At 55.5% G+C, this 23,830-nt stretch carries 18 protein-coding genes; 9 read left to right on the top strand and 9 right to left on the bottom strand.

The genetic code is table 11. The annotated features are described in order from the left end of the window. Nucleotides 1-49: 49 nt before the first annotated feature. The 3 genes from LC093_RS04380 to imuA all read right to left on the bottom strand — a co-directional run bounded on the left by LC093_RS04380 (nt 50) and on the right by imuA (nt 2,685). On the bottom strand, nt 50-358 hold the full coding sequence (locus LC093_RS04380) for a GIY-YIG nuclease family protein (RefSeq protein ID WP_226662613.1): 309 nt from the start codon (nt 356-358) through the stop codon (nt 50-52). Next, nucleotides 342-1,856 (bottom strand): Y-family DNA polymerase, encoded by a 1,515-nt coding sequence (locus LC093_RS04375; RefSeq protein ID WP_226662612.1) that lies wholly within the window; start codon nt 1,854-1,856, stop codon nt 342-344. Before LC093_RS04375 ends, LC093_RS04380 begins: the two co-directional genes overlap by 17 nt. Nucleotides 1,857-1,962: 106 nt before the next feature. After that, complete coding sequence (gene imuA / locus LC093_RS04370) at nt 1,963-2,685, bottom strand: translesion DNA synthesis-associated protein ImuA (RefSeq protein ID WP_226662611.1); 723 nt, start codon at nt 2,683-2,685, stop codon at nt 1,963-1,965. A gap of 183 nt (nt 2,686-2,868) precedes the next feature. Here imuA and dcd point away from each other — a divergent pair, with 183 nt between their 5' ends. The 3 genes from dcd to LC093_RS04355 all read left to right on the top strand — a co-directional run bounded on the left by dcd (nt 2,869) and on the right by LC093_RS04355 (nt 5,003). Continuing rightward, nucleotides 2,869-3,438 (top strand): dCTP deaminase, encoded by a 570-nt coding sequence (gene dcd / locus LC093_RS04365; protein ID WP_226662610.1) that lies wholly within the window; start codon nt 2,869-2,871, stop codon nt 3,436-3,438. A gap of 26 nt (nt 3,439-3,464) precedes the next feature. After that, nucleotides 3,465-4,673 (top strand): NAD(P)/FAD-dependent oxidoreductase, encoded by a 1,209-nt coding sequence (locus LC093_RS04360; RefSeq protein WP_226662604.1) that lies wholly within the window; start codon nt 3,465-3,467, stop codon nt 4,671-4,673. Between the two features lie 144 nt (nt 4,674-4,817). After that, nucleotides 4,818-5,003, top strand: a complete 186-nt coding sequence (locus tag LC093_RS04355) for a hypothetical protein (protein ID WP_226662602.1) — start codon at nt 4,818-4,820, stop codon at nt 5,001-5,003. A 167-nt stretch (nt 5,004-5,170) separates the two neighbouring features. Here LC093_RS04355 and LC093_RS04350 read toward each other — a convergent pair whose 3' ends face one another. After that, on the bottom strand, nt 5,171-7,474 hold the full coding sequence (locus LC093_RS04350) for a S46 family peptidase (protein WP_226662600.1): 2,304 nt from the start codon (nt 7,472-7,474) through the stop codon (nt 5,171-5,173). Nucleotides 7,475-7,682: 208 nt separating this feature from the next. On the opposite strand from LC093_RS04350, the gene LC093_RS04345 reads away from it, so the two are divergent. Further along, nucleotides 7,683-7,895, top strand: a complete 213-nt coding sequence (locus LC093_RS04345) for a DUF3820 family protein (protein WP_226662598.1) — start codon at nt 7,683-7,685, stop codon at nt 7,893-7,895. Between the two features lie 106 nt (nt 7,896-8,001). On the opposite strand, the gene LC093_RS04340 is transcribed toward LC093_RS04345, so the two are convergent. Next, nucleotides 8,002-8,271 carry a hypothetical protein gene (locus LC093_RS04340; protein WP_226662597.1) on the bottom strand — a complete coding sequence of 90 codons (270 nt, stop codon included), beginning with the start codon at nt 8,269-8,271 and terminating at the stop codon, nt 8,002-8,004. Between the two features lie 981 nt (nt 8,272-9,252). Between LC093_RS04340 and LC093_RS04335 the strand changes: the two genes are divergently transcribed. Together LC093_RS04335 and LC093_RS04330 are read left to right on the top strand one after the other, a co-directional pair. After that, a complete protein-coding gene (locus LC093_RS04335; protein ID WP_226662595.1) occupies nt 9,253-12,117 on the top strand; it encodes a glycosyl hydrolase family 18 protein in 2,865 nt (954 codons plus the stop codon). 79 nt (nt 12,118-12,196) lie between these two features. Next, nucleotides 12,197-13,840, top strand: a complete 1,644-nt coding sequence (locus tag LC093_RS04330) for a glycosyl hydrolase family 18 protein (protein WP_226662592.1) — start codon at nt 12,197-12,199, stop codon at nt 13,838-13,840. Between the two features lie 114 nt (nt 13,841-13,954). Here the strand turns inward: LC093_RS04330 and LC093_RS04325 are convergent, their stop codons facing one another. Continuing rightward, nucleotides 13,955-14,779 (bottom strand): S1/P1 nuclease, encoded by an 825-nt coding sequence (locus tag LC093_RS04325; RefSeq protein ID WP_226662590.1) that lies wholly within the window; start codon nt 14,777-14,779, stop codon nt 13,955-13,957. A 497-nt stretch (nt 14,780-15,276) separates the two neighbouring features. Between LC093_RS04325 and LC093_RS04320 the strand changes: the two genes are divergently transcribed. Further along, nucleotides 15,277-18,411: a TonB-dependent receptor gene (locus LC093_RS04320; protein WP_226662587.1), complete on the top strand. Its 3,135-nt coding sequence runs from the start codon at nt 15,277-15,279 to the stop codon at nt 18,409-18,411. A gap of 143 nt (nt 18,412-18,554) precedes the next feature. Further along, a complete protein-coding gene (gene ushA, locus LC093_RS04315; RefSeq protein WP_226662585.1) occupies nt 18,555-20,165 on the top strand; it encodes a bifunctional UDP-sugar hydrolase/5'-nucleotidase UshA in 1,611 nt (536 codons plus the stop codon). Nucleotides 20,166-20,415: 250 nt separating this feature from the next. On the opposite strand, the gene LC093_RS04310 is transcribed toward ushA, so the two are convergent. Then, complete coding sequence (locus LC093_RS04310; RefSeq protein WP_226662583.1) at nt 20,416-21,834, bottom strand: AtzE family amidohydrolase; 1,419 nt, start codon at nt 21,832-21,834, stop codon at nt 20,416-20,418. Next, on the bottom strand, nt 21,831-22,058 hold the full coding sequence (locus tag LC093_RS04305; RefSeq protein ID WP_226662581.1) for a DUF4089 domain-containing protein: 228 nt from the start codon (nt 22,056-22,058) through the stop codon (nt 21,831-21,833). Before LC093_RS04305 ends, LC093_RS04310 begins: the two co-directional genes overlap by 4 nt. A gap of 94 nt (nt 22,059-22,152) precedes the next feature. Here LC093_RS04305 and LC093_RS04300 point away from each other — a divergent pair, with 94 nt between their 5' ends. Then, a complete protein-coding gene (locus tag LC093_RS04300; protein WP_226662579.1) occupies nt 22,153-23,514 on the top strand; it encodes a uracil-xanthine permease family protein in 1,362 nt (453 codons plus the stop codon). A 4-nt stretch (nt 23,515-23,518) separates the two neighbouring features. Here the strand turns inward: LC093_RS04300 and LC093_RS04295 are convergent, their stop codons facing one another. Further along, nucleotides 23,519-23,812 (bottom strand): DUF1330 domain-containing protein, encoded by a 294-nt coding sequence (locus LC093_RS04295; RefSeq protein ID WP_226662577.1) that lies wholly within the window; start codon nt 23,810-23,812, stop codon nt 23,519-23,521. Between the last annotated feature and the right edge of the window lie 18 nt (nt 23,813-23,830).

The raw sequence follows: 23,830 nt of genomic DNA, 5'->3' as shown, positions 1-23,830 counted from the left end.
CTGTTGCTGGATCCCGGATCGAGTCCGGGATGACGGGGGGTGCTTGTTGTCACTGGAGTATTTCGGGGTACAAATCATTCCACTTGGGGTTACTGCTTTCGATCAGTTTCAGCTTCCAGGCCCGGTGCCAGTTTTTAATCGCCTTTTCTCTCTGAATAGCACTTTCCATCGTGTGGTGTAATTCATACCAGACCAGTATTTTCACGTTATACCTTTGCGTAAAACCTTCAACTACACCTTTCTTATGCTGCCAGATCCGCTGTACAAGGTTGGATGTGACTCCTGTGTAGAGGGTGCCATTGCACTTGCTGGCAAGTAGGTAAACACAAGGTTGCTTTTGGTTATGAATACACACCATGCAAAAACCAATTCTCGGACGTCAGGTCTTGATACACCCAGTACAGGCTGCCCTGGTTGCCGCGGGCGATGTAGTAATCGCGGGCGTGGCGGTGGTGTTGCCACCAGTAGCCGTCGATACGCTCGGGGCCCTGCAGGAGCTGAAGCTCGCCGTCGTAAAACAGCTTGTGATCCCGCTGCTGGATTTTTTCCGGCCTCGGTAACAGCCAGCTTGGTCGGGGTGCGTTTACCGGGTGGAGTTGATGGCTGCGGGATTTGCTTTGCAGAGTAAGGCTGTCGGCGCTGGCCCAGGCCTGTTCCGGCAGGTAGCTCTCTTTCAGGGTGACACCGGAGAGTGCCTCGTGGCCGAGGCGGGCCTTGAGTTTGTCGATCAGCTGGTAGCTGTCGTGCAGCTTGCTGCCTTCATCGAAAAAATCTTCCCGCAGGCTTTGTGACTCCAGTGGCCGCAACTGCTGGCAGTGCAGGGCCAGCGCCTGTACGGGTTCTTTCAGTTCTACCCGTTCCAGCTGTAATTTCGTGAGTGCGATCAGCCGTTGAGGGTCGAACAGCGGGCGGGAAACATCCACGTTGACCTGTTGTTTGCCGCGGCTGCCGTAGTCCAGTACCCAGGACAATTGCTGGCTGTAGAGCTGGCGTCGCTGAAGTTGGCGACAGAGCTCGCGTACCAGGCGCCCTGCGGGAAACAGTAGTTGCTCACTGTTATCCAGCGGGCTGGGGAAAAAGAGTTCGCTGTGAAATTCCGGTGGTGGTTCGTAACTGGGCACCGGATCCGGGCGGGTGCCGTTGAGGCGCGCCAGGTAATCGATGAAATTACGCCCGAAGCGATTGCCCACTTCTGACAGGGGAATGGCGAGCAGCTGGCTCACCCGCTTGATCCCGCTGGCATAGAGTTTGGCGATGGCCCTGTTGTTGCAGTCGAGGAGCTTGCTGGGGGCAAAGCTGATCCACTGACGCCATTGCTGTGGTGTCGGCGGTGTTTTGGTTTCTGCCAACCACTGGCGATGCTCCGGTAACTGGCTCAGCAGATGAGCCGCGCAGGGGCTGTGACCGATACCCATAAAGTGCTGGATGCGCATTTTGTGCAGCTCCTTGCGCAGCTGGTGCAGCAGGGCCGCGAGGCCACCGCGTGCTTTGAGGCTGCCACTGAGTTCCAGATACAGGCAGGCCGGGTTGCTCTCTCCCCGATCCGTTTTCTTACCGCTACCCGTACTGCTCCGAGGTGAAACCACCGGGGTGAAACTGTATCCCCACTGGGCCAGCTGCTGCAGCAGCTGGCTTTCCCGCTCCCGATCCCGCTCGAGTAATTCCAGTGCGGGGCAGTAGGCACAGGCGGTGGCGATGCTGAGGCCGGCGGTGACATTACGCGCTTCGGCGGTGGGGTTGGACTCCACGACCAGGTTGCTCTCTACCACCGCCTGTGGCGAATCTTCGCCCTGCTTGCGCGCTCGGGTGAGCGCTTCCAGAGGCAGTTTGGGAAACTGTATGCAGAGCCAGAGCATGGTGGAGGTTCCTTTCTGATTCTTGTCTGTAGGAGCCTGCTTGCAGGCGAATAAGAGAATTTTGTGGCAGTCTTTTCGCCTGCAAGCAGGCTCCTACGTATGTGAGTTAGTGCAGCGGCTGGTCGCGGCGGATCAGGTCGGCGCGGCGGGCCAGGTGAATACGCTGGCCGGACTTTCCATTCAGCTGCTTGAGCAGGTGTACCGCCAGTTGCTCGCCATCGCCCTGCAAATGCAGGCGCAGAGCGGCGGGGGAGGGCGTGGCCGCGCTGGAGCTGGGGCGAAAATGGAAATGCAGGCTGTCGCCCTCGCGCGCGGCCAGCTGCAGGCGGCGCAGGTCTTTGTCTGCGGGTATTTCCTTACCCTGCCAGCTGATCAGAGCACCACAGGCCCCGGATTGCAGGGACTGCTCCGCGGTCCAGAGCTGGTCGCGCTGTCCTCTGGGGTGAACGATCAGTAACTTCTCCAGCTGCACGCCGGCCTGAACCAGTGCCGGTGCGTAGGGAATGTGGGGTGGATTTACAAGAACCGCCATGCGGCCCTGTTGGGTCAGCTCTGCCAGGGTGGGCAGGAGCAGGGACATTTCACCGATACCGGCCTTGTCGACCAGTAGTTCGCTGGTGGCACCGCGGGGCCAGCCGCGACTGGCGAGCAGGGCATCCAGACCGCGGTAACCGGTGGTGATACCAGTGCGGGGGCGCCGCTGCTGGGTGGCCAGTTGCCAGATGTCCGGCCGGGTCAATAATTGTTGCAGGGGCTGAGGCTGTGCTGGCTCATTGCCGGCCTGTTTACTTAACTGCTTGTTTTGCATGAAGTTTTCGGCGCTGTTCACGGTCTGCTTGCTCCCGGGGTGCGGTTAACTGGGTATCCATACAGTGTCTACTGGTAATTTATACAGTGTTTATTTGGGGGCGGCAAGACCGTACCAGGTTCTTGGCACTTTTTCGCACAGGGCAAACCGGCTATGATTCGGCCTCTTTATTGACCGGCAGTTTTGAACAAGCGAGGGGACAGGGTGAGTATCAAATCCGATAAGTGGATTCGTCGTATGGCTGAGAACGAAGGCATGATTGAGCCGTTCGAGCCAGGTCAGGTGCGCCACGGCGCCGCGGGTGACCGACTGATTTCCTACGGCACATCCAGTTACGGTTACGATGTGCGCTGTGCCAGTGAGTTCAAGATCTTCACCAATGTGCACTCGGCGACTGTGGATCCAAAAGCGTTTGATGAAGACAGCTTTGTGGATGTGACCGGCGATTACTGTGTTATCCCGCCAAACTCCTTCGCCCTGGCGCGCACGGTTGAGTACTTCCGTATCCCGCGCTCTGTGCTGACCATCTGCCTGGGTAAGTCCACCTATGCCCGCTGTGGCATCATCGTGAATGTGACCCCGCTGGAGCCGGAGTGGGAAGGGCATGTGACCCTGGAGTTCTCCAACACCACCAATCTGCCAGCCAAGATCTACGCTAATGAAGGTGTGGCCCAGATGCTGTTCTTCGAATCCGACGAGATCTGCGATGTGTCCTACAAGGACCGCGGCGGCAAGTACCAGGGCCAGCGCGGCGTGACCCTGCCGAAGACCTGATCGTTCTATTCTGAAAATTTTTTGCCATGACTGATTTTCCCGCCCAGGCCGATGTGCTGATCATCGGCGCCGGTGCCGCCGGCCTGATGTGTGCGGCGGTGGCGGGCAAGCGTGGGCGCAGTGTGCTGGTGCTGGACCACGCCAACAAGGTCGGCAAGAAGATCCTGATGTCCGGTGGCGGCCGCTGCAACTTCACCAACCTGTACACCGCGCCGGACAATTTCTACAGCGAAAACCCGCATTTTTGTAAGTCTGCACTGGCCCGCTATACCCAGTGGGATTTCATCGCGCTGGTGGAAAAGCACGGGATTCCCTACCACGAGAAAACCCTCGGCCAGCTGTTCTGCGACAACAAGTCGCGCGATATTGTTGACCTGTTACTGAGCGAGTGTCGTGAGGCCAAAGCTCAGATTCGCACCCGCTGTGAAATCCAGCGCATCGAACCACTCGACGCAGAAAGCGCCGGCAAGGGCTTTGAGGTACATACCTCCCTTGGCAAGGTCGTGTGCGAATCGTTGGTGGTCGCTACTGGTGGCCTGTCGATTCCAACCATGGGCGCCACCGGATTCGGTTACGAGATCGCGCGTCAGTTCGGTCACAGCATTATTCCTACCCGCCCGGCACTGGTGCCCTTTACCCTGAACAAGCGCGCACTGGATCGGCAGAAAGAATTGCCGGGCACCTCGCTGGCGGTGAACGCCAGTTGCGAGCAGGGGCATTTTCACGAGCAGATATTGTTTACGCATAAAGGCCTCTCCGGGCCGGCGGTGTTACAGATTTCCAGCCACTGGCGCGAAGGTAAAAAGGTCGAATTCGACCTGGCCCCGGGTATGGACCTGCCTGAATGGTTGCGCGAGCAGCGTGCGAAAAAACCGGAGAGCTATCTGCATACGGTATTGGCGGAGCTCTGGAGCAAGAAACTGGTGCAGTTTTTACTGCAGAAAAACGCACTGGAAAGTAAGCCGCTCAAACAGTACAGCGAAGCAGCATTGCTGGAAGCCGGGCAAAAGCTGCAGAGCTGGTCGCTGATCCCGGAAGGTACAGAAGGTTACCGCACGGCGGAAGTGACCCTGGGCGGTGTGGATACCAATGAAGTCTCCTCCCGCAGTATGGAAAGCATGAAACAGCCGGGCCTGTATTTTATCGGTGAAGTTCTGGATGTAACCGGCTGGCTGGGAGGCTTTAATTTTCAGTGGGCCTGGGCGTCTGCGCACGCGGCCGGTGGCGAGGTATAAATCTACGAGCGCTGACACTGTTTGTAGGAGCCTACTGGCAGGCGAACGGTGGTTAAGCGCTTACGGTGGATGAAGCCAAATGGTTCGCCTGCAAGCAGGCTCCTACAGGGTAGGGGGCAGGATGGAAAATGGGGCAGAGAAGATATGGGTGATGTAGTTCCATTCAAGCGCAAGACGGCCTGGGAAAAGCACAAGGGTAGCAGCCTGTGCCGCGATGGTTTCCACAAATGGGTGGTGGTGACTGAGCGCAAGTTTGATGTGAAACAGGGGAAGCTGGTCACGGAATACCGCTGCCAGCGGTGTGGAAAAACCAAGACCAAGTTGTTGTAGTTGTTATTTCGCGGGCAGTTGGCAATCTAACCGCCCCGTCATGCCGGACCTGATCCGGCATCCAGAAATGTGGCACCGCGGTTCTCGGCACCCCTGTTGCTGGATCCCGGATCAAGTCCGGGATGACGAGGACTGTGTAGTTAGATGGAACTTAGAGTAATCGGGAATTACTGAACGCTACCGTCTTTCGGCGCCGCTACCCCCATCTCTTCCAGCAGATTGTCGGCGTGATCGACTTTCTCCATCACCCACAGCATGTATTCCACATCTACGTGAATTGCGCGGGTATTGTCGTTGAAGTCCCAGTCGGCGTTGATGCTGTCGTAGGTGCCATCGAATACCAGGCCGATCAGCTCGCCTTTACCATTCATGGTGGCAGAACCGGAGTTGCCGCCGGTGATGTCCACGGTGCTCAGGAAGTTGACCGGAACAGAATCCAGCTTTTCATCGTAGAAACGGCCGTAATCCTTGTTCTTGATCGCATCCAGCTCCGCCTGCGGCGCGTCGAAAGGATCTTCGCCGGTGTACTTGGCTTCGATACCGCGCAGGGTGGTGAAAGGTACGAATCCGTCTTTACCGTCGTTGCCATCGGCAGGGCCTTTGATGGTGCCGGCGGGCGGGGTGTAGCCTTTTACCAGACCGTAAGTCAGGCGCAGGGAGCTGTTCGCATCCGGGTACACCGGTTTACCCTGTTCGTTGTAGTAAGCGATCAGGAGGTCCATGTATTGTGGGCGTAATTGTGCAAAGCGTCCGGCCATGGCCTTATCGCGCTGTTCGATCGCGTCGCGGTCTTCATAGGTGGCTACTGCCAGCTGGATGAACGGATCGTCGCTATTGCGGAAATCTTCCGGTGATTTGTCCATCCACTGCAGACGGGTTTCAGTCTCAGTAAGCCCGGTTTTTTCATACATACCGGCGAGCTTTTCCTGCAGAGCTTCGCCACTCAGCTTGCCTTCAAAGAAGGTGTCGAAACTTTCGATATGTTGATCTTGTGGCAGGGCGTTGTAGCGCTCCAGGAAATAGGTCCAGACGGCCTGATCCACTGACGTATAGAAGCTGCGCTCTATGCGTTTCATACCTTCGGTGAAGCGGGTCATGTCGCGCTCTTGATAGCCGGGCTCACGCTCCATGTTCGGCTTTTGTTTCTCCAGGCTCAGGCGATACAGACGCTGTGCCGCACTCAGCATTGCAGAGCGGTTCATAAAGCCGAGCAACAGGTCGCGCTCCTGGGTGGACTGCTGGTCGGCAATCAGGTTCTGCAGGTCTTTGAGTACGGAAGCGTACTGCTTCTTGGATTCCGGATTCGCTTCGATCCACTCCTGAAGGTCTTTCTCCAGCTTCTGCTTGCGCTTCAGCAGGTCGCTGCGGTTGTAACCCTCCATCATGCCGGTGAAGTTTTTGGAGTAGTTATTCAGGCCTGCAACCTGGCTGGCGTATTTCAGGGCAGCGTCTTTGTTGTCTTTGGTGGCTTCACCGATGACATCAGACCATTCAGCCAGTACTTTCTGCATGGTTGGGTAGTACCAGCTGAAGTTGTTGTTCACTTCTACAGCTGTGCGGTAGCGATTGGTGCGGCCGGGGTAGCCGGCAACCATAACGAAGTCACCTTCTTTCGGGCCCTCGGTAGCAACCGTCAAATGGTGCTTGGGCGCGTAGGGCTTGTTGTCCTTGGAAAAGTCGGCCGGCTTGCCGTCCGGGCCCACATAGGCGCGCAGGAAAGAGTAGTCGCCGGTGTGGCGTGGCCACATCCAGTTATCGATGTCGCCACCAAACTTGCCGATGGACGAGGCCGGTGCATGCACCAGGCGCACATCGCGAATGGCCAGCTGTTTGATCAGGTAATAGCTGGCGCCGCCATAGTAGCTGTATACCTCACAGCGGTGGCCCGGGTCGGATTCACAATCGGCAACCAGCGCCTTTTCGGCGTCTTCAATCGCCTTGAAGCGGGTGGCGCCATCCATGTCATCGCTGAGTTGGCTTTTGATTTTGTCGGTGACTTCCTGCATGTCCACCGTGACATAAATGCGGGAGCCGGGTGCCGCAGGCAACTCTTCTTCCAGGGTCTTGGCGAGGAAGCCATTGGTCAGAAGGTCGTTATCTTCGGTGGAGTTATAGGAAATAGAACCGTAAGCGCAGTGATGGTTGGTGGCTACCAGCCCCTGCGGGGATACAAACGAGGCGGAACAGCCGCCCAGACTGACCACGGCGTTCATCGGGAACCTGGTCAGGTCGGTCATGGTTTTCGGGTCCAGCTCCAGTCCGAGCTCTTTCAATTTTTCGCCCAGTTCAGGTAACTGCCGCGGCATCCACATGCCCTCTGTGGATACAGCTTGCTCGCTGGCTGGGGCAGGCTGGGGGGAATCGACTGTTGATTCGGAGGCGGGGCTTTTATCGGCAGGCTTGCTACAGGCCGCGAGCGCCGCTACGGCGAGCGACAGCCCCAAGGCTTTAAAACTGATATTGCGATTCACGGCAGTTCCTTAAATTTGATCCATCTGGCCACTCTGGTGACCTTTAATCGTTTAAATAACACACAACAATAGTGCGTATGTGCACGCATATTCTCACAGATCGGTCTATGCGAAAAATACCGACAGGCGGGGAAGTGTTATTCACTGGCACAGGTGTTAACCAGTGTAGAATGCGCGACTTCTGCTGTTGGTTTCTCGGGGTATTACGTTGGAAAAACAGGACTTACTGGATATCGCCCGCACGCCCATGCCATTTGGAAAATATGCTGGTCGGCCATTGATAGATTTGCCGGAAGAGTACCTGCTGTGGTTCTCGAAAAAAGGTTTTCCCAATGGGCGCCTGGGACAGCTGATGGCGATGACGCTGGAGATAAAAATTGAAGGCCTGGAAGGACTGATCAAGCCGCTAAAGCGCGACTGATTAGAGTAGGTTATTCAAACGCGGGAATCTGCTCTGGGCGAACCGGAGTGGGGTCCGTAAGGGCGCCACTCCGGTTTCAACCCTGGCTCAGCCAGGGCAGCCCGTGTTAACGATATACACGGCGGCCATAGCGGTCGTAGTAATAGCGCTTTTTCTTCTCGCGGTCATACAGCCAACCGCCTGCGCCACCGAGCGCGGCACCCACCGCCGCACCTCCCACCTTCCCGCCGGTAACCAGAGCCCCGGTTACTGCACCAACCCCAATACCGGTCCCTACACGCCGGTCTGTATCGCTCATATTGGCACAGCCAGCGCCGGCCAGCGCGAAGGCCAGCGCGGAAACTGCGCCAGCACGTTTGAGAGAATGGAACTGCATAAAACACTCCAGACATTGCGTCTACATCGAACATTCCTCGAGCAGTGTATGGTGCCGAATTGGTCGCTCCCATTTTTCATTGCGCGTTCAGGTTTTTTTTGGGCACCACGTAACAGGAAAAAAGTGAAGCTGCAGATCGTTGAGTAATTTATCCGGCTAAAAATGAGAAAAAAGTAACAACAGGGATGGACGTTAATGAGAAGAAAGTTTGGGAGGAATCAGTGCGACACTATAATGAGAGTGTCCCGGGAAGACTCCCCCATCGCGAGACGAGGTGGAGTGCCAAGAAGAAGCGGTCCGTAACGGAGACTGAGCATGACCGAAAATAGGCCCACAGCGGGTGACCACTGATCTGAAATTGACTGGTTTCAGCGAGTGAAAGATCGGGAAGCTTCAGTCAGCTTGATTGGGTAAAAGGGGCAGGCGGTCGCACAAGTCGGCCGCCTTTGCTTTTGTGGATAACTCACTTCAATTTTCTCTTTTTTATATTCTTTTTTTGCGCTTTAAATTGCGTGACCAGTCACATAAGCCCTGTGTTGAAAGTTTTATCCAAAGTTTGAAGTGCGGACTGTTTCGAACCCAGTGGGGCAATAAAAATAAGGGAACTAACAGCGCAGATAAAAAACTGGATCGCCTTAAAAGGTACATTTGTCATTATTTATGTTGATATTCGCGCCGAAAATTTACTGCGCTATGTGATTAACCTCTCAGGTATGTCTAAGCGATATAGTCAGCTGCAGTGAAAGCAGGTTAATGTGAAAGGGTAATGACAGCGGTGTCATGGTTTTATTAAAAATGACAGCGGTGTCATTTGTGGCCGGAGGACTCCGGTTTTTTGAGGTACCAGATGTACCGGCATAAGCAGTTGAGTGCCGTTCAATCGGGGGCGAAGGAGCCCGCCGAGGTTTGGCGGATTACCAAGAATAACGACCCCAATTGATAAACCTGACCGATAAAAGATAACGAACAAGGTGACAATCAATGAAAGGGCTTACACCCAGCCACTGGCGACCCGCGCTTTTCGCGCTCGGCATTGCCAGTACTTCCGCAATCGCTGCGCCAGGCGCGCCGACCATCGACTGGATGGAAACCAGCTTCGGCATCATCGAAGTTGACGACGCGGCTACTGCTTACGAAAACCTGGTTACAGTCAAAGACTACGCCGAGGTTCCGGTTTCCTGGTCCAAGTGGTCCGGCGACGAAGCCACCACTGCGCAATACCTGCTGAACGGCGAAGTTGTTCTCGAGCAGAGCATCAGCGGCGGCGCCACCCAAACCGGTACTGCCAACCTGCAAGTAAGCCAGGGCGGCCAGTATGCGCTGCAGGTTTCCCTGTGTAACGCTGACGGTTGTGCGACTTCTGCCGCCGTTGACATCGTGGTAGCCGACACGGACGGCAGTCACCTGGACCCGATCACCCTGACTGCAGGTGAAAATAACAAGCCTTACACCAACAACACCGATTCTGTTGTTGGTACCTACTTTGTTGAGTGGGGCGTGTACGGCCGTAAATTCTCCGTCGACATGATCCCGGCTTATAACCTGACCCACCTTATCTACGGCTTTGTGCCGATTTGTGGTGGTGACGGCATTAACGATAGCCTGAAAGAAATTGAAGGCAGCTTCGCCGCGCTGCAGCGTTCCTGCGCCGGCCGTGAAGACTTTAAAGTTACCTTGCACGATCCGTTTGCCGCGCTGCAAAAATCGCAAGCTGACCAAACCTTTTCCGATCCTTACAAAGGCAACTTCGGCCAGCTGATGGCCCTGAAGCAAGCCTACCCGGACCTGAAAATCCTGCCGTCCATCGGTGGCTGGACCCTGTCTGATCCTTTCTACTTCTTCTCCGACGCAGCCAAGCGTAAGACCTTTGTTGATTCCGTCGAAGAATTTATCCGTACCTGGAAATTCTTTGACGGTGTCGATATCGACTGGGAATACCCGGGCGGCCAGGGTGCAAACCCGAACCTGGGTGACGCAGCGGTTGACGGCGAAACCTATCGCCTGCTGATGCGCGACCTGCGTGCAATGCTCGATAACCTGGAGCAGGAAACCGGCCGTAAATACGAGCTGACTTCTGCTATTGGTGCCGGCTACGACAAGATCGAAGATGTGGACTACCAGGCTGTACAGCAGTACATGGACTACTTCTTCGTGATGACCTACGACTTCTACGGTGGCTGGAGCACCGACGTCCTCGGTCACCAGACTGCGCTCTACGCGCCGAGCTGGCGACCAGACACCGACTACACCACCCACAACGGTATCCAGGATCTGCTGGGCCGCGGTGTAGACCCGGGCAAGCTGGTTGTTGGCGCTGCCATGTATGGCCGCGGCTGGACTGGTGTTAACGGCTGGACCGGTAACGACCACATGACCGGCACCGCGACCGACAAAGTTGCCGGTACCTGGGAAGCGGGCGTAGTGGATTACCGCGATATCGTTGGCCGCATCGCCACCGGTGAGTGGGAAGAGTACTACGACGAAACCGCCGAAGCCCCTTACATCTTCAAGCCGAGCACCGGTGACCTGATCACCTTTGACAATGCGCGCTCGATCATGGCCAAAGGTGCTTACACCCGTAACTACAACCTGGCTGGTCTGTTCTCCTGGGAAATCGACGCGGATAACGGCGATATCCTGAATGCCATGCACGAGAGCCTCGGCCACGGCGACGGTTTTGACAACCGCTCCCCGGTTGCCCGTGCTGGTGCTGACCAGACTGTTGCTTCCGGTGCCTCCGTTTCTCTCGACGGCAGTACTTCCAGCGACCTGGACGGCGACGCGCTGACCTACAGCTGGGCGCAAACCGCAGGTACTGACGTAACCCTGCAGGGCGAAACCAGTGCAACCGCGACTTTCACTGCACCGAGTGTAACTGCGGACGAAGTACTGACCTTTGCCCTGACCGTTAGCGATGGCGCTCTGAGCAGCACCGACGAAGTCAGCATCACGGTAGAGGCCGCGCAAGCCAACCAGGCGCCGAATGCCGACGCCGGTGCTGACCAGATGGTGATTACCCCTGCGGTAGTCAGCTTGGACGCTTCTGCTTCCAACGATCCGGAAGGCAGTGACCTGACTTACAGCTGGGCCCAGGTATCCGGTACTGCGGTAACCCTGAGCAACGCCTCTACTGTGAGTGCAAGCTTCTCTGCTGAACAAATCAGTGTTGAAGAAGAGGTGGTCTTCGAGCTGACCGTCAGCGATGGCGAGTTGACCGATACCGACCTGGTTAGCATCTTCCTGCTGCCGGAAGGCAACGTGGCTCCGGAAGTTTCCGTACCGGCCACTGTGACCGCTGCGGAAGGCGAGAGCGTTTCCATCACTGCCGTGGGCACCGACGCCAATGGCGACGCGCTGACCTACAGCTGGTCTGGTATGGCCAGCGGCAGTGAAGCGACCATCGTCATCAGCGCGCCGCAAGTGGAAGCTGATACAACCTTCGATCTCACCGTAACCGTTAATGACGGTCTGGCAAGCACCAGTGCCACCGTAGCGGTCACCGTGACCAACACCGTTATTGACGACGGCTGTAGTGCGACCGATCCGAATGCCGGCACTTACCCGGCCTGGCAATCCGGTACCACCTACCTCGGTGGCGACAAGGTGAGCTACGACGATCTGGTTTGGGAAGCCAAGTACTGGACCCAGCAGACGCCAGGTTTCGACTCTGCAGACTGGAAACTGGCCAGCAGTGTGGAAACACCCTGGAACGCGAGCACGGCCTACAGCGGCGGTGCCGAGGTTAACCACAACGGCAAGCGTTACAGCGCCAAGTGGTGGAACCAAGGCCAAGAGCCGGGTGTAGCCGATGTTTGGGAAGAAATCGGTGATGCTACCTGTAACTGATCACAGGTAACCGAACAGGGGGCGCTACGGCGCCCCCTTTTATTGGAAAGCAAGTTATTGGCAAGCAAGGAAAATAATCATGAAAAGACTGATTCTGGGCACCATTGCCCTCGGGCTTTTCTCAGCCAAGGCTGCGGCTGTAGATTGCAGCGCTTATCCGGTCTGGGAAAGCAGTGCCATATATGTTGGTGGAAACCCTGCGCAATACGAGGGCAACGCCTATCGAGCCAACTACTGGACGCAGAACAATAATCCTGCGACCAATTCCGGTACCTGGGCACACTGGAAATATGAAGGCGCTTGTGACGGCAGTTCTTCATCAAGCTCTTCATCTTCCGGTTCGTCTTCAGGTTCTACTTCGAGCTCTTCGGGGTCTTCTTCCGGTACCTCAAGTTCTTCCGGTTCATCCTCCGGCTCCACTTCCTCCGGCTCTTCCTCAAGCTCTTCTGGCGGTACCACCAGCTCCGGTGGCGGCAGCTGCAGTGCCGTGCAATATGTTGCCGGTAACACATACAGTGCCGGTGACCTGGTGCAGAACGCCGACCAGGAATTTATCTGTAATATCGGCGGTTGGTGTTCCTCTGATGCCGCCTGGGCCTACGAGCCGGGAGTTGGCATGCACTGGGAAGATGCCTGGAGCCTGGTGAGTGATTGCGGTAGCAGCTCGTCCAGCAGTTCTTCCAGCGGTGGCAGTACCAGCTCTTCCAGCTCGGGTTCGAGTTCTTCTGGTAGCAGCTCTTCCAGCGGCAGCTCCTCCGGTGGCAACAGTGGTCTGCTGCCGAAGCATGCACTGGTTGGCTACTGGCACAACTTCGACAACGGTTCTGGCCTGTATCGCATCAGCGAAGTATCCGATGTGTGGGACGTGATTGTGGTGGCCTTCGTGGATGATGCGGGTAACGGCAGTATTGCGTTCAACCTGGATCCGGGGCTCGACAAGCAGCAGTTTATCGACGATATCGCAGCCAAGCGTGCCGCGGGTAAAATCGTGATTGCCTCCTACGGCGGTGAAAAGGGTACTGTGACCCTGAATACCGACGAGAACGTCACCAACTTCGTCAACAGCACCGCAGCGATGATCGACGAGTACGGCTTTGACGGTATCGACATCGATCTGGAATCCGGCGCGGGTGTAATGCACGGCGCTCCGGTAATCGAGAATATGGTGAAGGCCGTCAAGCAGCTGAAACAGATGTACCCCGGTATGTACCTGTCCATGGCTCCGGAACACCCGTATGTGCAGGGTGGTTATGTGTCCTACACCGGTATCTGGGGTGCCTACCTGCCGATGATTGACCAGCTGCGCGACGACCTGGACCTGTTGCACGTGCAGCTGTACAACAACGGTGGACTTGCCACCCCGTATCAGGATGCGGCGTACGCGGCAGGCTCTGTGGATATGATGGTGTCTTCCGCATTGATGCTGATCGAAGGCTTCCCGCTTGGTTATGGCAACGCTGGCTTCTTTGAAGGCCTGCGCCCTGAACAGGTTGGCCTGGCCCTGCCTTCAGGCCCCAGTGCAGCCGGTAGCGGACACGCAACCACCGCGGACATTAACCGCGCTCTGGACTGCCTGACGCAATTGCAGAACTGCGGCACGCTGACCCCGAGTCAGGCCTATCCGGACTTCAACGGTGTTATGACCTGGTCCATTAACTGGGATATGCACGACGGTGGCATTTTCTCCGGACCGGTAGGCAGCCACGTGCACACCCTGCCGTAATGGACGCTTGGAGTATTCACAGGTTGCTGTAGCCCTATTGAGCTATCTGTGTTTTCCGAAATGAAAATCCCCGCATCGGTACTATCCATACTATCGATGCGGGGATTTTTTTGCCTAGGGATTAGATCTGGGCAACTGAGGGCTTATTGCCTGATTTAGCAGCCCGGCCAGTCTCACGCCGCCCTGACGCAGGCGCTGCTCAACAACTTCCCGGTTACGTCGGTAGTAATCTTCCCCGAGGTTCGGGTCATCCGTGTAAGCATTATTGTGCGCGAGATGCTGTGACTCAGCTGTCCATTCATATTTGTTGCTATTCTGCCAGGCCAAGCGCTGCGCCTCAGAGATTTCCTTCTGCTGCTGCTGAGCATAATTTCTCCAGTCTGCGGCAAAACCGGCGGGCAGATACACATCCCAGAGTGCATGAAGGTTGGTGGGAAATCCAAAGAAATGCACTTCTATATCGTTACCGCCCCGGTCCTCCCGCAACCCCGTATGCATCGGTTGGTGCAGGTCCCCGACAAAGTGGGCAACAAACATAAGTGCCTGTGCGCGCTCGCTCTGCGTTGCATCGGGGCTGCTTAATACCTCTTCGTATTTCTCCAGGGCCTTCACAATACAACCAGCAGGTGGACAGTCCCTGGTTTCGATGTAGCCGCTCCAGTCGTGTGGCAGGTTGATGTAGTGCAGCGGGGCCGTCCACTTGTATTGCTCTTCGCGGCGAATGCGATCGGCCCAGGTGCTGGCTTCTGCAAGCCCGGGTTCACCTGCGACGCGCAGCAGCTGCTCAACCTCGGTCTTCACTTCTGGCTGAAGATAAACCCACGCAATCTCCCCCACAATTTGGTGGCCATTTTCTCCCCAGGCCAGAGCGTTACTGGTTGCTACAAGTAGAGCGATATTTAGGATTAACCCGCTCAGGAAACCTTTCTCGGACTTCACCACTTTGTGTCCCCATCGTAATTTTCAAAGTCACTATATTAACCATACATCACGCCAAAGTTGAACATGTGGACAGGATTTGTTGCTGCGAACGCTTTTGAGGCACGGGAATGTCTCGGTGGAGTGATGTGCCCGAAAACGGTGCCCGCTTGCAGGATGGCAAGTGGGTAAATTTTGTTCGGGTTGGAGATCTGGCTCCTACTTTTATGCCTAAAAGTAGCTAGTTGTCACCTAAGTGGGGTGAAAATGTAATTTAAATGGGGCGTTTATGTAACCTAACCATGCGGACAGGATTTGGCATGATAGTTGCTGCGTTTTCTCTATGTTGTCCTTTTGGTCAACATCCGAAAAATTTTAACGTCGATGTCATATTTTTCCCTGAGAATCACGCAGCATCGACTTCCGTCAACAATGGTTACGACGGATATAAATAACGATAAGCATCAAATTACAACGACGGTCGTTATATCAGGCCATCTGACAATGAGGAGAACTTCATGAAACGCAGCCTTTTTCCACATGGGCTCTTATCCGCAGCGGTGATTTCCGCCATGGGTGTGGCACCCATGGCTATCGCCCAGGAAACCAGTACCGCCATCCGTGGTGTTGTGACTGGCACTGATGGCCAGCCAGTGGACAACGCCAAGATTATCGCCATCCACACCCCTTCCAACAGCCGTCGTGAAATTCTCTCAAGTGAGACCGGCCGTTTTAGCTTGAATGGCCTTCGGGTGGGTGGTCCCTACACCATTCGCGTAGAGTCAGAAAGTGGCGAAGAGATTCTGAACGATATTTATCTGAGCCTGGGAGCGCCCCTGACCCTGCCGATCGACCTGGGTTCTGGTATGAGCTCGAACACGATTGAAGAAGTGGTCGTGATCGCTGATGCGCAGGTATACAGCAATCGTGGCTCCAGCGGTGTATTTGGGGAAGACCAGATTGCTAATGCGGCAACGTTCAACCGCGACCTCAAGGACGTAGTGCGCTCCAACCCGCTGGCCGTAGTCAGTCCGGATGGTGTCGAGCTGAGCATTGCTGGCTCGAACCCCAAGTACAACTCGCTGACGATCGATAGTGTGGGCATCAACGACACCTTCGGCCTCGCATCGAACGGCTACCCGAACGCCCGTCCGCCGATTTCGCTGGATGCGGTGGAACAGATTTCTGTTGAGTTCGCGCCGTTTGACGCGCGCAAGGGGAGCTTCTCTGGCGGTAACATCAACGCGGTGACCAAGTCCGGTACTAATGAGTTTCATGGCAGTGCCTTCTTTGAGTCCGTGCCCTGGGCGGGAACTGCAAAAGACGACAAACTGTCCGATGATGGCTCGGTAAACAAGTTTGATATCGACAATGAAGAAGAAACCTACGGTGCTACCTTCAGCGGCCCACTGATCGAGGACAAGTTGTTCTTCTTCAGCTCCTATGAGAGCTGGGAAGATGAGGTTGCGTTTGATTACAACCTGGACACGCTGGAAAACCATGAAGTGTCGCCTGAAGACGTGTCACGTGTGCTGGGTATTATGGAGGATGTCTACGGTGTAAGTGACTCCCTTGGTGCCGCGCCCTCACCGGACAGCGACGAGAAGTTCCTGGTCAAGCTGGACTGGAATATCAGTGACAACCACCGCGCAGACTTCAGCTACAGCAATCAGGAAACTCGTTCTGCCCGCAATTACACCCAGGACGAAGATACCCTGAACATGACGTCCAACCTCTGGACCATGGCTCAGGATAATACTTACTACACTTCCCACCTGTTCTCCGATTGGAGTGACGTATTCAGTACGGAAGTAAACCTCTCTTACAAAGAGTACGAGCAGGCTTCGTTGACCAACTCAAACTGGGGTGAAGTTAATATTCGCACCGGTAGCGGCACCATCGTCGCCGGTCAGGATGAAAACCGCCATGCCAACGTGCTGGCTAACGAGGTGTGGAACTTCGGTGTGCACGGCACCTACCTCGCTGGTGACGTTGAGTATCGATTCGGTGCCGAACTCGAGGATACCTGGAACTACAACCTCTATGGTCGTGACTCTGCGGGTACCTGGGGCTTTGACAGCATTGAGGATTTTGAAAATCGCGTCGCATCCAGCCTGGAGTATGGAAACGCATACACTAACGATATCCAGGATATCGCCTATGACGTTAGCAGCACCAAATACTCGCTTTATGGCGATGTAACCCTGGAGCCATTTGCCAACTTCGAATTGGTTGCCGGTCTGCGTTACGAAACCCTGTCTGTCGACGATTCGCCGAATAAAAATAGCAACTTCGAGGATACCTATGGCTATGCCAATACGGAAAACCTTGATGGCCGTGATATCTGGCTACCGCGAGTTGGTTTCACTTGGGACCTGAGCGACGATCTGACCCTGCGTGGTGGCGTGGGCCGCTTCAGCGGTGGTATGCCGCTGGTATGGGTTTCCAATGCTTACACCAATGACGGTACTACCAAAGATGCCACGTATCTGACTGGTCTTGATCCCAGCATGGTCGATTTCACCAGTATTCCCCAAGTTGCCATGGATGATCTGGCACCGGGTGCCGGTAGCACAAATAGTATCGATCCAGACTTTGAACTGCCTTCTGACTGGCGCTATCAGTTAGCCGCAGACTACGTGTTCGAAATTCCAGGGCTCGGCGGCGACTTCAACTGGACCAACGAGCTGACCTACGTAGATCGCGAAAACTCCGTCTACTGGCGAGATCTGTCTCGAGTGGATAATGGCAAGCGCGTTGGCAACCGGATTATCTGGGACAACATCTACGAAGGCACTGAGTTTGAGGATAACTACGACCTGGAGTTGACCAATGTCGACAACGGTGGTCGCAGTATCATCTGGACGAGCGCCCTGGATAAAGCTTTTGACAACGGTTTGTCTTTCAATCTGTCCTACACCCATCAGGACATTACCGAGGTGAACCCGGGCACCAGTTCTACGGCGGAATCCAACTACCAGTACGAAGTGGTAGAGAACCGTGGTGAACCGCTGGAAGGCACTGCTTACTACGAAATTGAACACCGTTTTGTCCTGAATCTCGGTTATCGCACTGAGTTTGTTCAGGGCTACGCAACCAATTTCAACCTGTTTGTTGAGCGCCGCTCCGGGCGTCCTTTCTCCTGGACTCTGGACGCATACCGCGATGGGGACCTGGGCGACCAGTCAAGCTTTGACGATTCCGATGTCTATCTTGCTTATATTCCCTCCGGCGCTGACGATCCCAATGTGGATTTCGAAAGTGGCCTGAGCTATGAAGATATAATGGCGATCGCGCAGCAGGCGGGTGTAGCCGGGGCCGCCGGTGGTTTCACCGATAAGTACTCCAAGAATATGCCCTGGGTCACCACCATGGATCTGGCCATTACCCAGGAAGTGCCCGGCTTTATGCCAGAGCACCGCGGCTTGGTTTACCTGACCATCGACAACCTCGCCAACCTGCTTAATGATGACTGGGGCAAGGTTTACGATCTGGAGTTCCCGCAGCAAAGGTTGTTTGATTACGATGTTAACGATGAAGGTCAGTATATTTACAGCGAACCTTACGGTGGCCTGAATACCGACAACTACAGCCGCTTCCGCACCGAGCAATCTGCTTGGCGTGTGAAACTTGGGCTGAAATACAACTTCTGATCGGCATATCAATTGCTACTTCAAAGCCGGCGCATCAGCGCCGGCTTTTTCGCTTGCAGGCACCAGCAGAAGTTTAATGGTGCGTGTACCGCGGAGCTCAAGGTCCGCATAAAAAAGTTCCAGTTAACGAAGTGGAAGCGAGTATGACCACGCAAACTAAATCCTGGCAGGGCAAATATCTGTACCTCGCCGTATTGGCAGCGGCCTTGGCAGTGGCCGTATCCTGGTTCGGTGCTGAGCGCACTGGGAATATGGCGGAGGAGAGTGGTAACAGTATCCGGTTGACTCTGTTGCACACCAACGATAACCATGGTCGCTTTTGGCACAACCAGCACGGGGAATATGGCATGGCAGCGCGCAAGGCGCTGGTTGATCAGATCCGCACAGAAGTGGCTGCAGAGGGTGGCTACACACTGCTGTTGTCCGGTGGCGATGTGAATACCGGTGTGCCAGAGTCCGACATGCAGGATGCCGAACCGGATTTTAAAGGCATGAGCCGTATGGGCTACGATGCCATGGCGGTAGGCAATCACGAGTTTGATAACCCGCTTGCGGTGATTCGAAAGCAACAGGAGTGGTCCAGCTTCGACTTTCTGTCAGCAAATATTTATGACAGTAATGGCAAGCGGCTGTTCAAGCCTTACAGGATTTTCGACAAGGGTGATATGCGCATTGCCGTCGTTGGCCTGATAACACAGTCCACGACTTATATCGGCAACCCGGAGCACGTGGAGGGTCTCGACTTTGTCCTGCCGGAAGAGGAAATGGCCGAGCTGTTGCCGGAGCTGAACGAAAAGGCCGATGTGGTGATTGCACTGACGCATATGGGACACGATATGAAATCCGTCGGTACCGACGTAGCCCTGGCCAAGGCGGTGAATGGGATCGATCTCATTGTGGGTGGCCATTCCCAGCAGCCGATTTGCACTGACAAAGACGGCGAAGTGATTAAGGCGTATCGGCCGGGCGCGCCTTGCAAGCCCGATTTTGAAAACGGCACCTGGATAATGCAGGCGCACGAGTGGGGCAAATATGTCGGCCGTGCGGATCTTGTTATCGGTAAGGATTCTGTTGAACTGGTGGACTATCGGTTGATTCCGGTCAACCTGAAAACCGCAAACAGCGAAGAGCAGGATGCTGTTTTGGCCAGCATCACACCGGACGCAGAATTGCAGGCGTTTTTGCAGGAATTTCAGGAAAAGGGCGGTGCCGCATTACGTCAGGTCATTACCCGCGCAGAACAAACCTTTGACCGTCGCGATAAGCGCGAACCATTCAATGTGAGCCCGCTTGGCAGCCTGATCACGCAGGCATTCGTTCAGTTCTCAAAGGCGGATATTGCCATAACCAATAGTGGTGGTATTCGGGACAATTTGTATGAAGGCGATGTCACGGTTAAATCACTGATGCAGGTCATGCCTTTTGCCAACACCATTGGTTATGTGGACCTTAATGGCCAGGAGCTGCAGCAGTATTTCGAGGCCATCGGCTTGTCGGATGGAAACGGTCGCGGCATCCAATTTTCCGGTATGTCGTTTACGGACGATGGCGATATTGTAGTAGGCAATGAAAGTTCACCCCTGGATCCTGAAAAGGTATACCGGTTGGCGACCAACAGTTTCCTCGCGGCCGGTGGCGACGGTTATCCGCCTCTGCTGGACAAGCCTACCTATGTAAATAGTGGAGTGGTGGATTTTACCGCGGTGCAGGAACTGTTGGCCGGACGGGAGAGCATCTCGCCGGCGGAGTTTTGAGGCACTGAATCTGCGGTGATAGAAACCGGGGCACTGAAAATTTAGTAACGCCATTTTCGCACTGCTATTACGTGCGAAGGTGTCGATGCCGGGTACGGTCTTGCGAGACCTTCCGCGAGAGGGACCTCGCGGAAGAGCCCCCATGGATGGGTTCACGGCGTGTCTTGCTAGACCGTACCCGGCAGCGACACCGCCTCAGAGTAAGTTAAGTAAAGGGGGTATTGCCTGTAGTGGTCGTATTCCCAAACCTTCAATCAAAAACTAGTTCTTCACACAGAGTATCCGGCTCCAAAGCTTTAAAACCAAGCTCCTCCAAGGCATAAGCAACCCGCAAAACCAGATCCTCCCGCCAGGGCGCCGCTATGACTTGCACGCCAATGGGTAGCCCGCTTTCCTGGTCCATTGTCGGTACCACGCAGCTCGGCAGGCCGGCCGCGGATATCGGTTGGGTGAAGTAGCCCAGGTTGGGCCGCAAGGGTTGTGGCTCGCCGCCGATGATCAGGGTTTTCTCTCCCATGCACGGAGCGACGCAGGGGGTAGCAGCGGCGATGATGACATCGACATTCCTGAATACCTCGCGTGCTTTTTTTGCATACCAGTGACGTACCTGCTGTGCCCGGGCATACCAGGCTGCGGGCAGCATGGCGCCGGCGATAAACCGGTCGCGTGTGTCCGGATCGAAATCCTGTGGCCGAGTGCGCAGTCTTGGCAAGTGCAGACGGCTGCCTTCCACATTGGTAATCAGATAGGCCGCCGAGCGGCCCTCAAGCGTTGCCGGTATATCGATCTCGGAAGCGCAATTTAATGCGCGGCATACCTTGTCGACGGCACGTGCAGCCTGTGGATATCCCTCGAGGGAAAAGTAGCCACTGGCGCGGGCGATACGCAGACCAGTCACGCCTTCTTCTAATGTGTCAGTTGTATCCAGTATCGGTCTGTCGGCGCAGGCGTGGTCACTGTTGCTGTAACCCTGAATGGCATCGAAAGCCAGTGCCAAATCGCGGCTGTTACGGGCCATCGGACCCAGGTGATCGAGGCTGTCACTAAAAGGGTAGGTACCGCTGCGGGGCAGGCGCCCGTAAGTGGGTTTGAGGCCGAAGATGCCGCAGAAGGAGGCGGGTACACGAATAGATCCATTAGTGTCGGACCCCAGCGTCAGTGGTACCAGGCCTGCGCCCACGGCAGTCCCGGAACCGGAGGAAGAGCCGCCACTCATATGTGTGGTGTCCCAAGGGTTGGCGCAGTTGCCGTAGTGCGTGTTCTCGCCCGTAAAGTCGTAGGCATATTCCCCCATACCCAGTGCCCCCACCAGTATCGCGCCTTTTTCTTCCAAGCGCTGGATCAACAGGGCGTCGCGACACGATGGAGTATTTGAGGCATTGATGGCGGAACCGGCGAGTGTGGGCAGATTGCAGATATCGAACAGGTTTTTTACTGCGAAGGGCACTCCCGCCAGAGGGCCCAGACTCTCGCCGCGTGCCAGCTGTGCGTCGATATGTGAAGCCCGTGCGGTCGCCCGCTCCGCCAGCACTGCAGTAAATGCGTTCAGGGCGGGGTTGTAGCGGGAAATACGTGCGAGGAAAAAATCCACTACTTCGCTGGCGGTTAGGCGACCACCTTTGACGGCTTTGGTGATATCGGCAGCGCTGGAAAAATGCAGGCGGGTCACAGAGTGTCCTCCATCAAACCATTGTCTCTATCCGGCTCGAAAGTGCCGGCCAGCTCGAGGCTGTTCGGATCCAGTTCTGCGCATTCCACGATATCTGCCATACGCGCCGCATTTGCAAGGTGCAGGCAGACACCGACCTTCCATTCCTCATGCACAGGAATACCTATCATGGTCTCCATCAAATCCAGATAGGCCTTTGGTGCAAGGTGTATTTTATTGGTCATGGTGTCATCCTCATCAGTGGATACATAGCCTGTGGCATGGCTCTTGCTCTCAATTGACTAGTATTGAAGGGACAAGAAAAACGAGAGAAAAAATATGGAAAACGTTGCCGTGAATTTTAATGACCGTCCGCCACTACCGATGTCGCTGTTGATTGCGTTGCAGCATCTTCTCGCTGTATTCGGTGCAGTGGTTGCACCGCCGCTAATCCTCGCCCATGGGATGCAGTTGTCGGAGGTCGACACTGCCTATCTTGTTTCCGCTTCATTGTTTATTTCCGGTATTGCCACGTTTATCCAGATTCATCGCTTCGGGCCGCTGGGTTCCGGCTTACTGAGTATCCAGGGCACCAGCTTTACGTTTATCGGACCACTGTTGGCTGTCTATTTTTTGCTGCTGGAAAACCACGCGCCACAGCAGGCGCTGGGAATCGTGATGGGCAGTTGCGCCGTGTGCGCGCTGGTCGTCGGTATCTGTACCCGTTTCGTTCAGCGTTTGCGTACGTTTATTTCCACCAACGTCACTGGTACAGCGGTGATTCTGATCGGTGCGATGCTGGTGTACACCACGTTGCAAAATCTTTGGCGCGAGTTTACTGCCTTCGAACAGGCCGGCGATGCCTCATGGCTGGTGCCGCTACTGGCGGCGGCGGTATTCGGCATCACCCTGTTTCTGTCCCGCCAGCGCAACCGCTATCTGCGTATTGCCAGTATCACCGTCGGGTTGCTGGTGGCTTTCGCCATAGCCTTGCTGTTTGACCTGGTGGACTTCTCGGGATTGAAAAATCTGCAACCCATGTTTATTCCCGAGTTCAATCACTTTCCTCTGGCCGTGGACTTTGGTGTCGTGGCGGTGCTGCTCCCGGTGTTTTTTATATCCTCGGTGGAAACCCTGGGTGACCTTACCGCCACCAGCCGCCTGTCCTCTATTGAGGTGGGCTCGCAAAATTATTGGCAACGGGTGCGCGGTGGCCTCAGCGGCGATGCATTCAATTCCTTTCTCGCTGCGTTGTTCGGCAGTTTTCCTAATACCTCGTTTAGCCAGAACAATGGCGTTATCCGCCTGACTGGTGTATGCAGTCCCTATATCGGTCGCTTTGTGGCGATATTCATGTGCCTGCTGGGCGCCTCACCGCTGGTGGCAGGACTGTTTATCGCCATACCGGCGGCACTGGTATACGGCGCGACCCTGCTGATGTTTTTTCTGGTGCTGCTTGCAGGGATCGACATCGTCAACGCTGGTGATAACGCGGTAAAAAGCTGGCCGCTGGTGATCACTGCCGTGATCGCTGGTGTTGGTGTATCACTGCTGGCCCGCTATCTGCCGTTTCTACCTGATCGACTGGCAGCTTTGCTGCAGTTTCCCATCTCCACCGGTGCGGTGATTGCGCTGTTGATAGAGATGGCTCGCCATACGCTGCCCGTCACGGTCGGCTCTGCAGCGCGCTCGGAAACCTGAGGCGTCAGTCGACGCCGTCACACAGCAACATATCGCACTGGTAGCTGTTCTCCCGCCGCATATTGTGAATATCCACAAGTGCTGGATCCGTCAGCCAGGCCTGGGCCTTTTCGCGGCTGGGGTATTCCATGATTACTATGCGTTCAGAAACCCAGTCACCGTCGAGGGTCTGTGGTTTGCCGCCGCGCACCAGGTAGCGCCCTTGGTACTGGGCGACCGACGGGGTGATCAGCTCGATATAACGGCTGTACTCTGTGGGATTCCTGACTTTGATATCCACGATAACGAATGCGCTCACGGTACTCTCCTGGGTTGT

The organism is Microbulbifer aggregans (genome assembly GCF_020524005.1).
Taxonomy (GTDB): domain Bacteria; phylum Pseudomonadota; class Gammaproteobacteria; order Pseudomonadales; family Cellvibrionaceae; genus Microbulbifer; species Microbulbifer aggregans_A.
This window is presented reverse-complemented; position numbering and strand designations above follow the sequence as displayed.

Coding starts and splice junctions, on each gene's coding strand:
- LC093_RS04380 (WP_226662613.1), bottom strand. CDS start 358: ATGGTGTGTATTCATAACCAAAAGCAACCTTGTGTTTACCTACTTGCC.
- LC093_RS04375 (WP_226662612.1), bottom strand. CDS start 1,856: ATGCTCTGGCTCTGCATACAGTTTCCCAAACTGCCTCTGGAAGCGCTC.
- LC093_RS04360 (WP_226662604.1), top strand. CDS start 3,465: ATGACTGATTTTCCCGCCCAGGCCGATGTGCTGATCATCGGCGCCGGT.
- LC093_RS04355 (WP_226662602.1), top strand. CDS start 4,818: ATGGGTGATGTAGTTCCATTCAAGCGCAAGACGGCCTGGGAAAAGCAC.
- LC093_RS04340 (WP_226662597.1), bottom strand. CDS start 8,271: ATGCAGTTCCATTCTCTCAAACGTGCTGGCGCAGTTTCCGCGCTGGCC.
- LC093_RS04335 (WP_226662595.1), top strand. CDS start 9,253: ATGAAAGGGCTTACACCCAGCCACTGGCGACCCGCGCTTTTCGCGCTC.
- LC093_RS04330 (WP_226662592.1), top strand. CDS start 12,197: ATGAAAAGACTGATTCTGGGCACCATTGCCCTCGGGCTTTTCTCAGCC.
- LC093_RS04320 (WP_226662587.1), top strand. CDS start 15,277: ATGAAACGCAGCCTTTTTCCACATGGGCTCTTATCCGCAGCGGTGATT.
- ushA (WP_226662585.1), top strand. CDS start 18,555: ATGACCACGCAAACTAAATCCTGGCAGGGCAAATATCTGTACCTCGCC.
- LC093_RS04305 (WP_226662581.1), bottom strand. CDS start 22,058: ATGACCAATAAAATACACCTTGCACCAAAGGCCTATCTGGATTTGATG.
- LC093_RS04300 (WP_226662579.1), top strand. CDS start 22,153: ATGGAAAACGTTGCCGTGAATTTTAATGACCGTCCGCCACTACCGATG.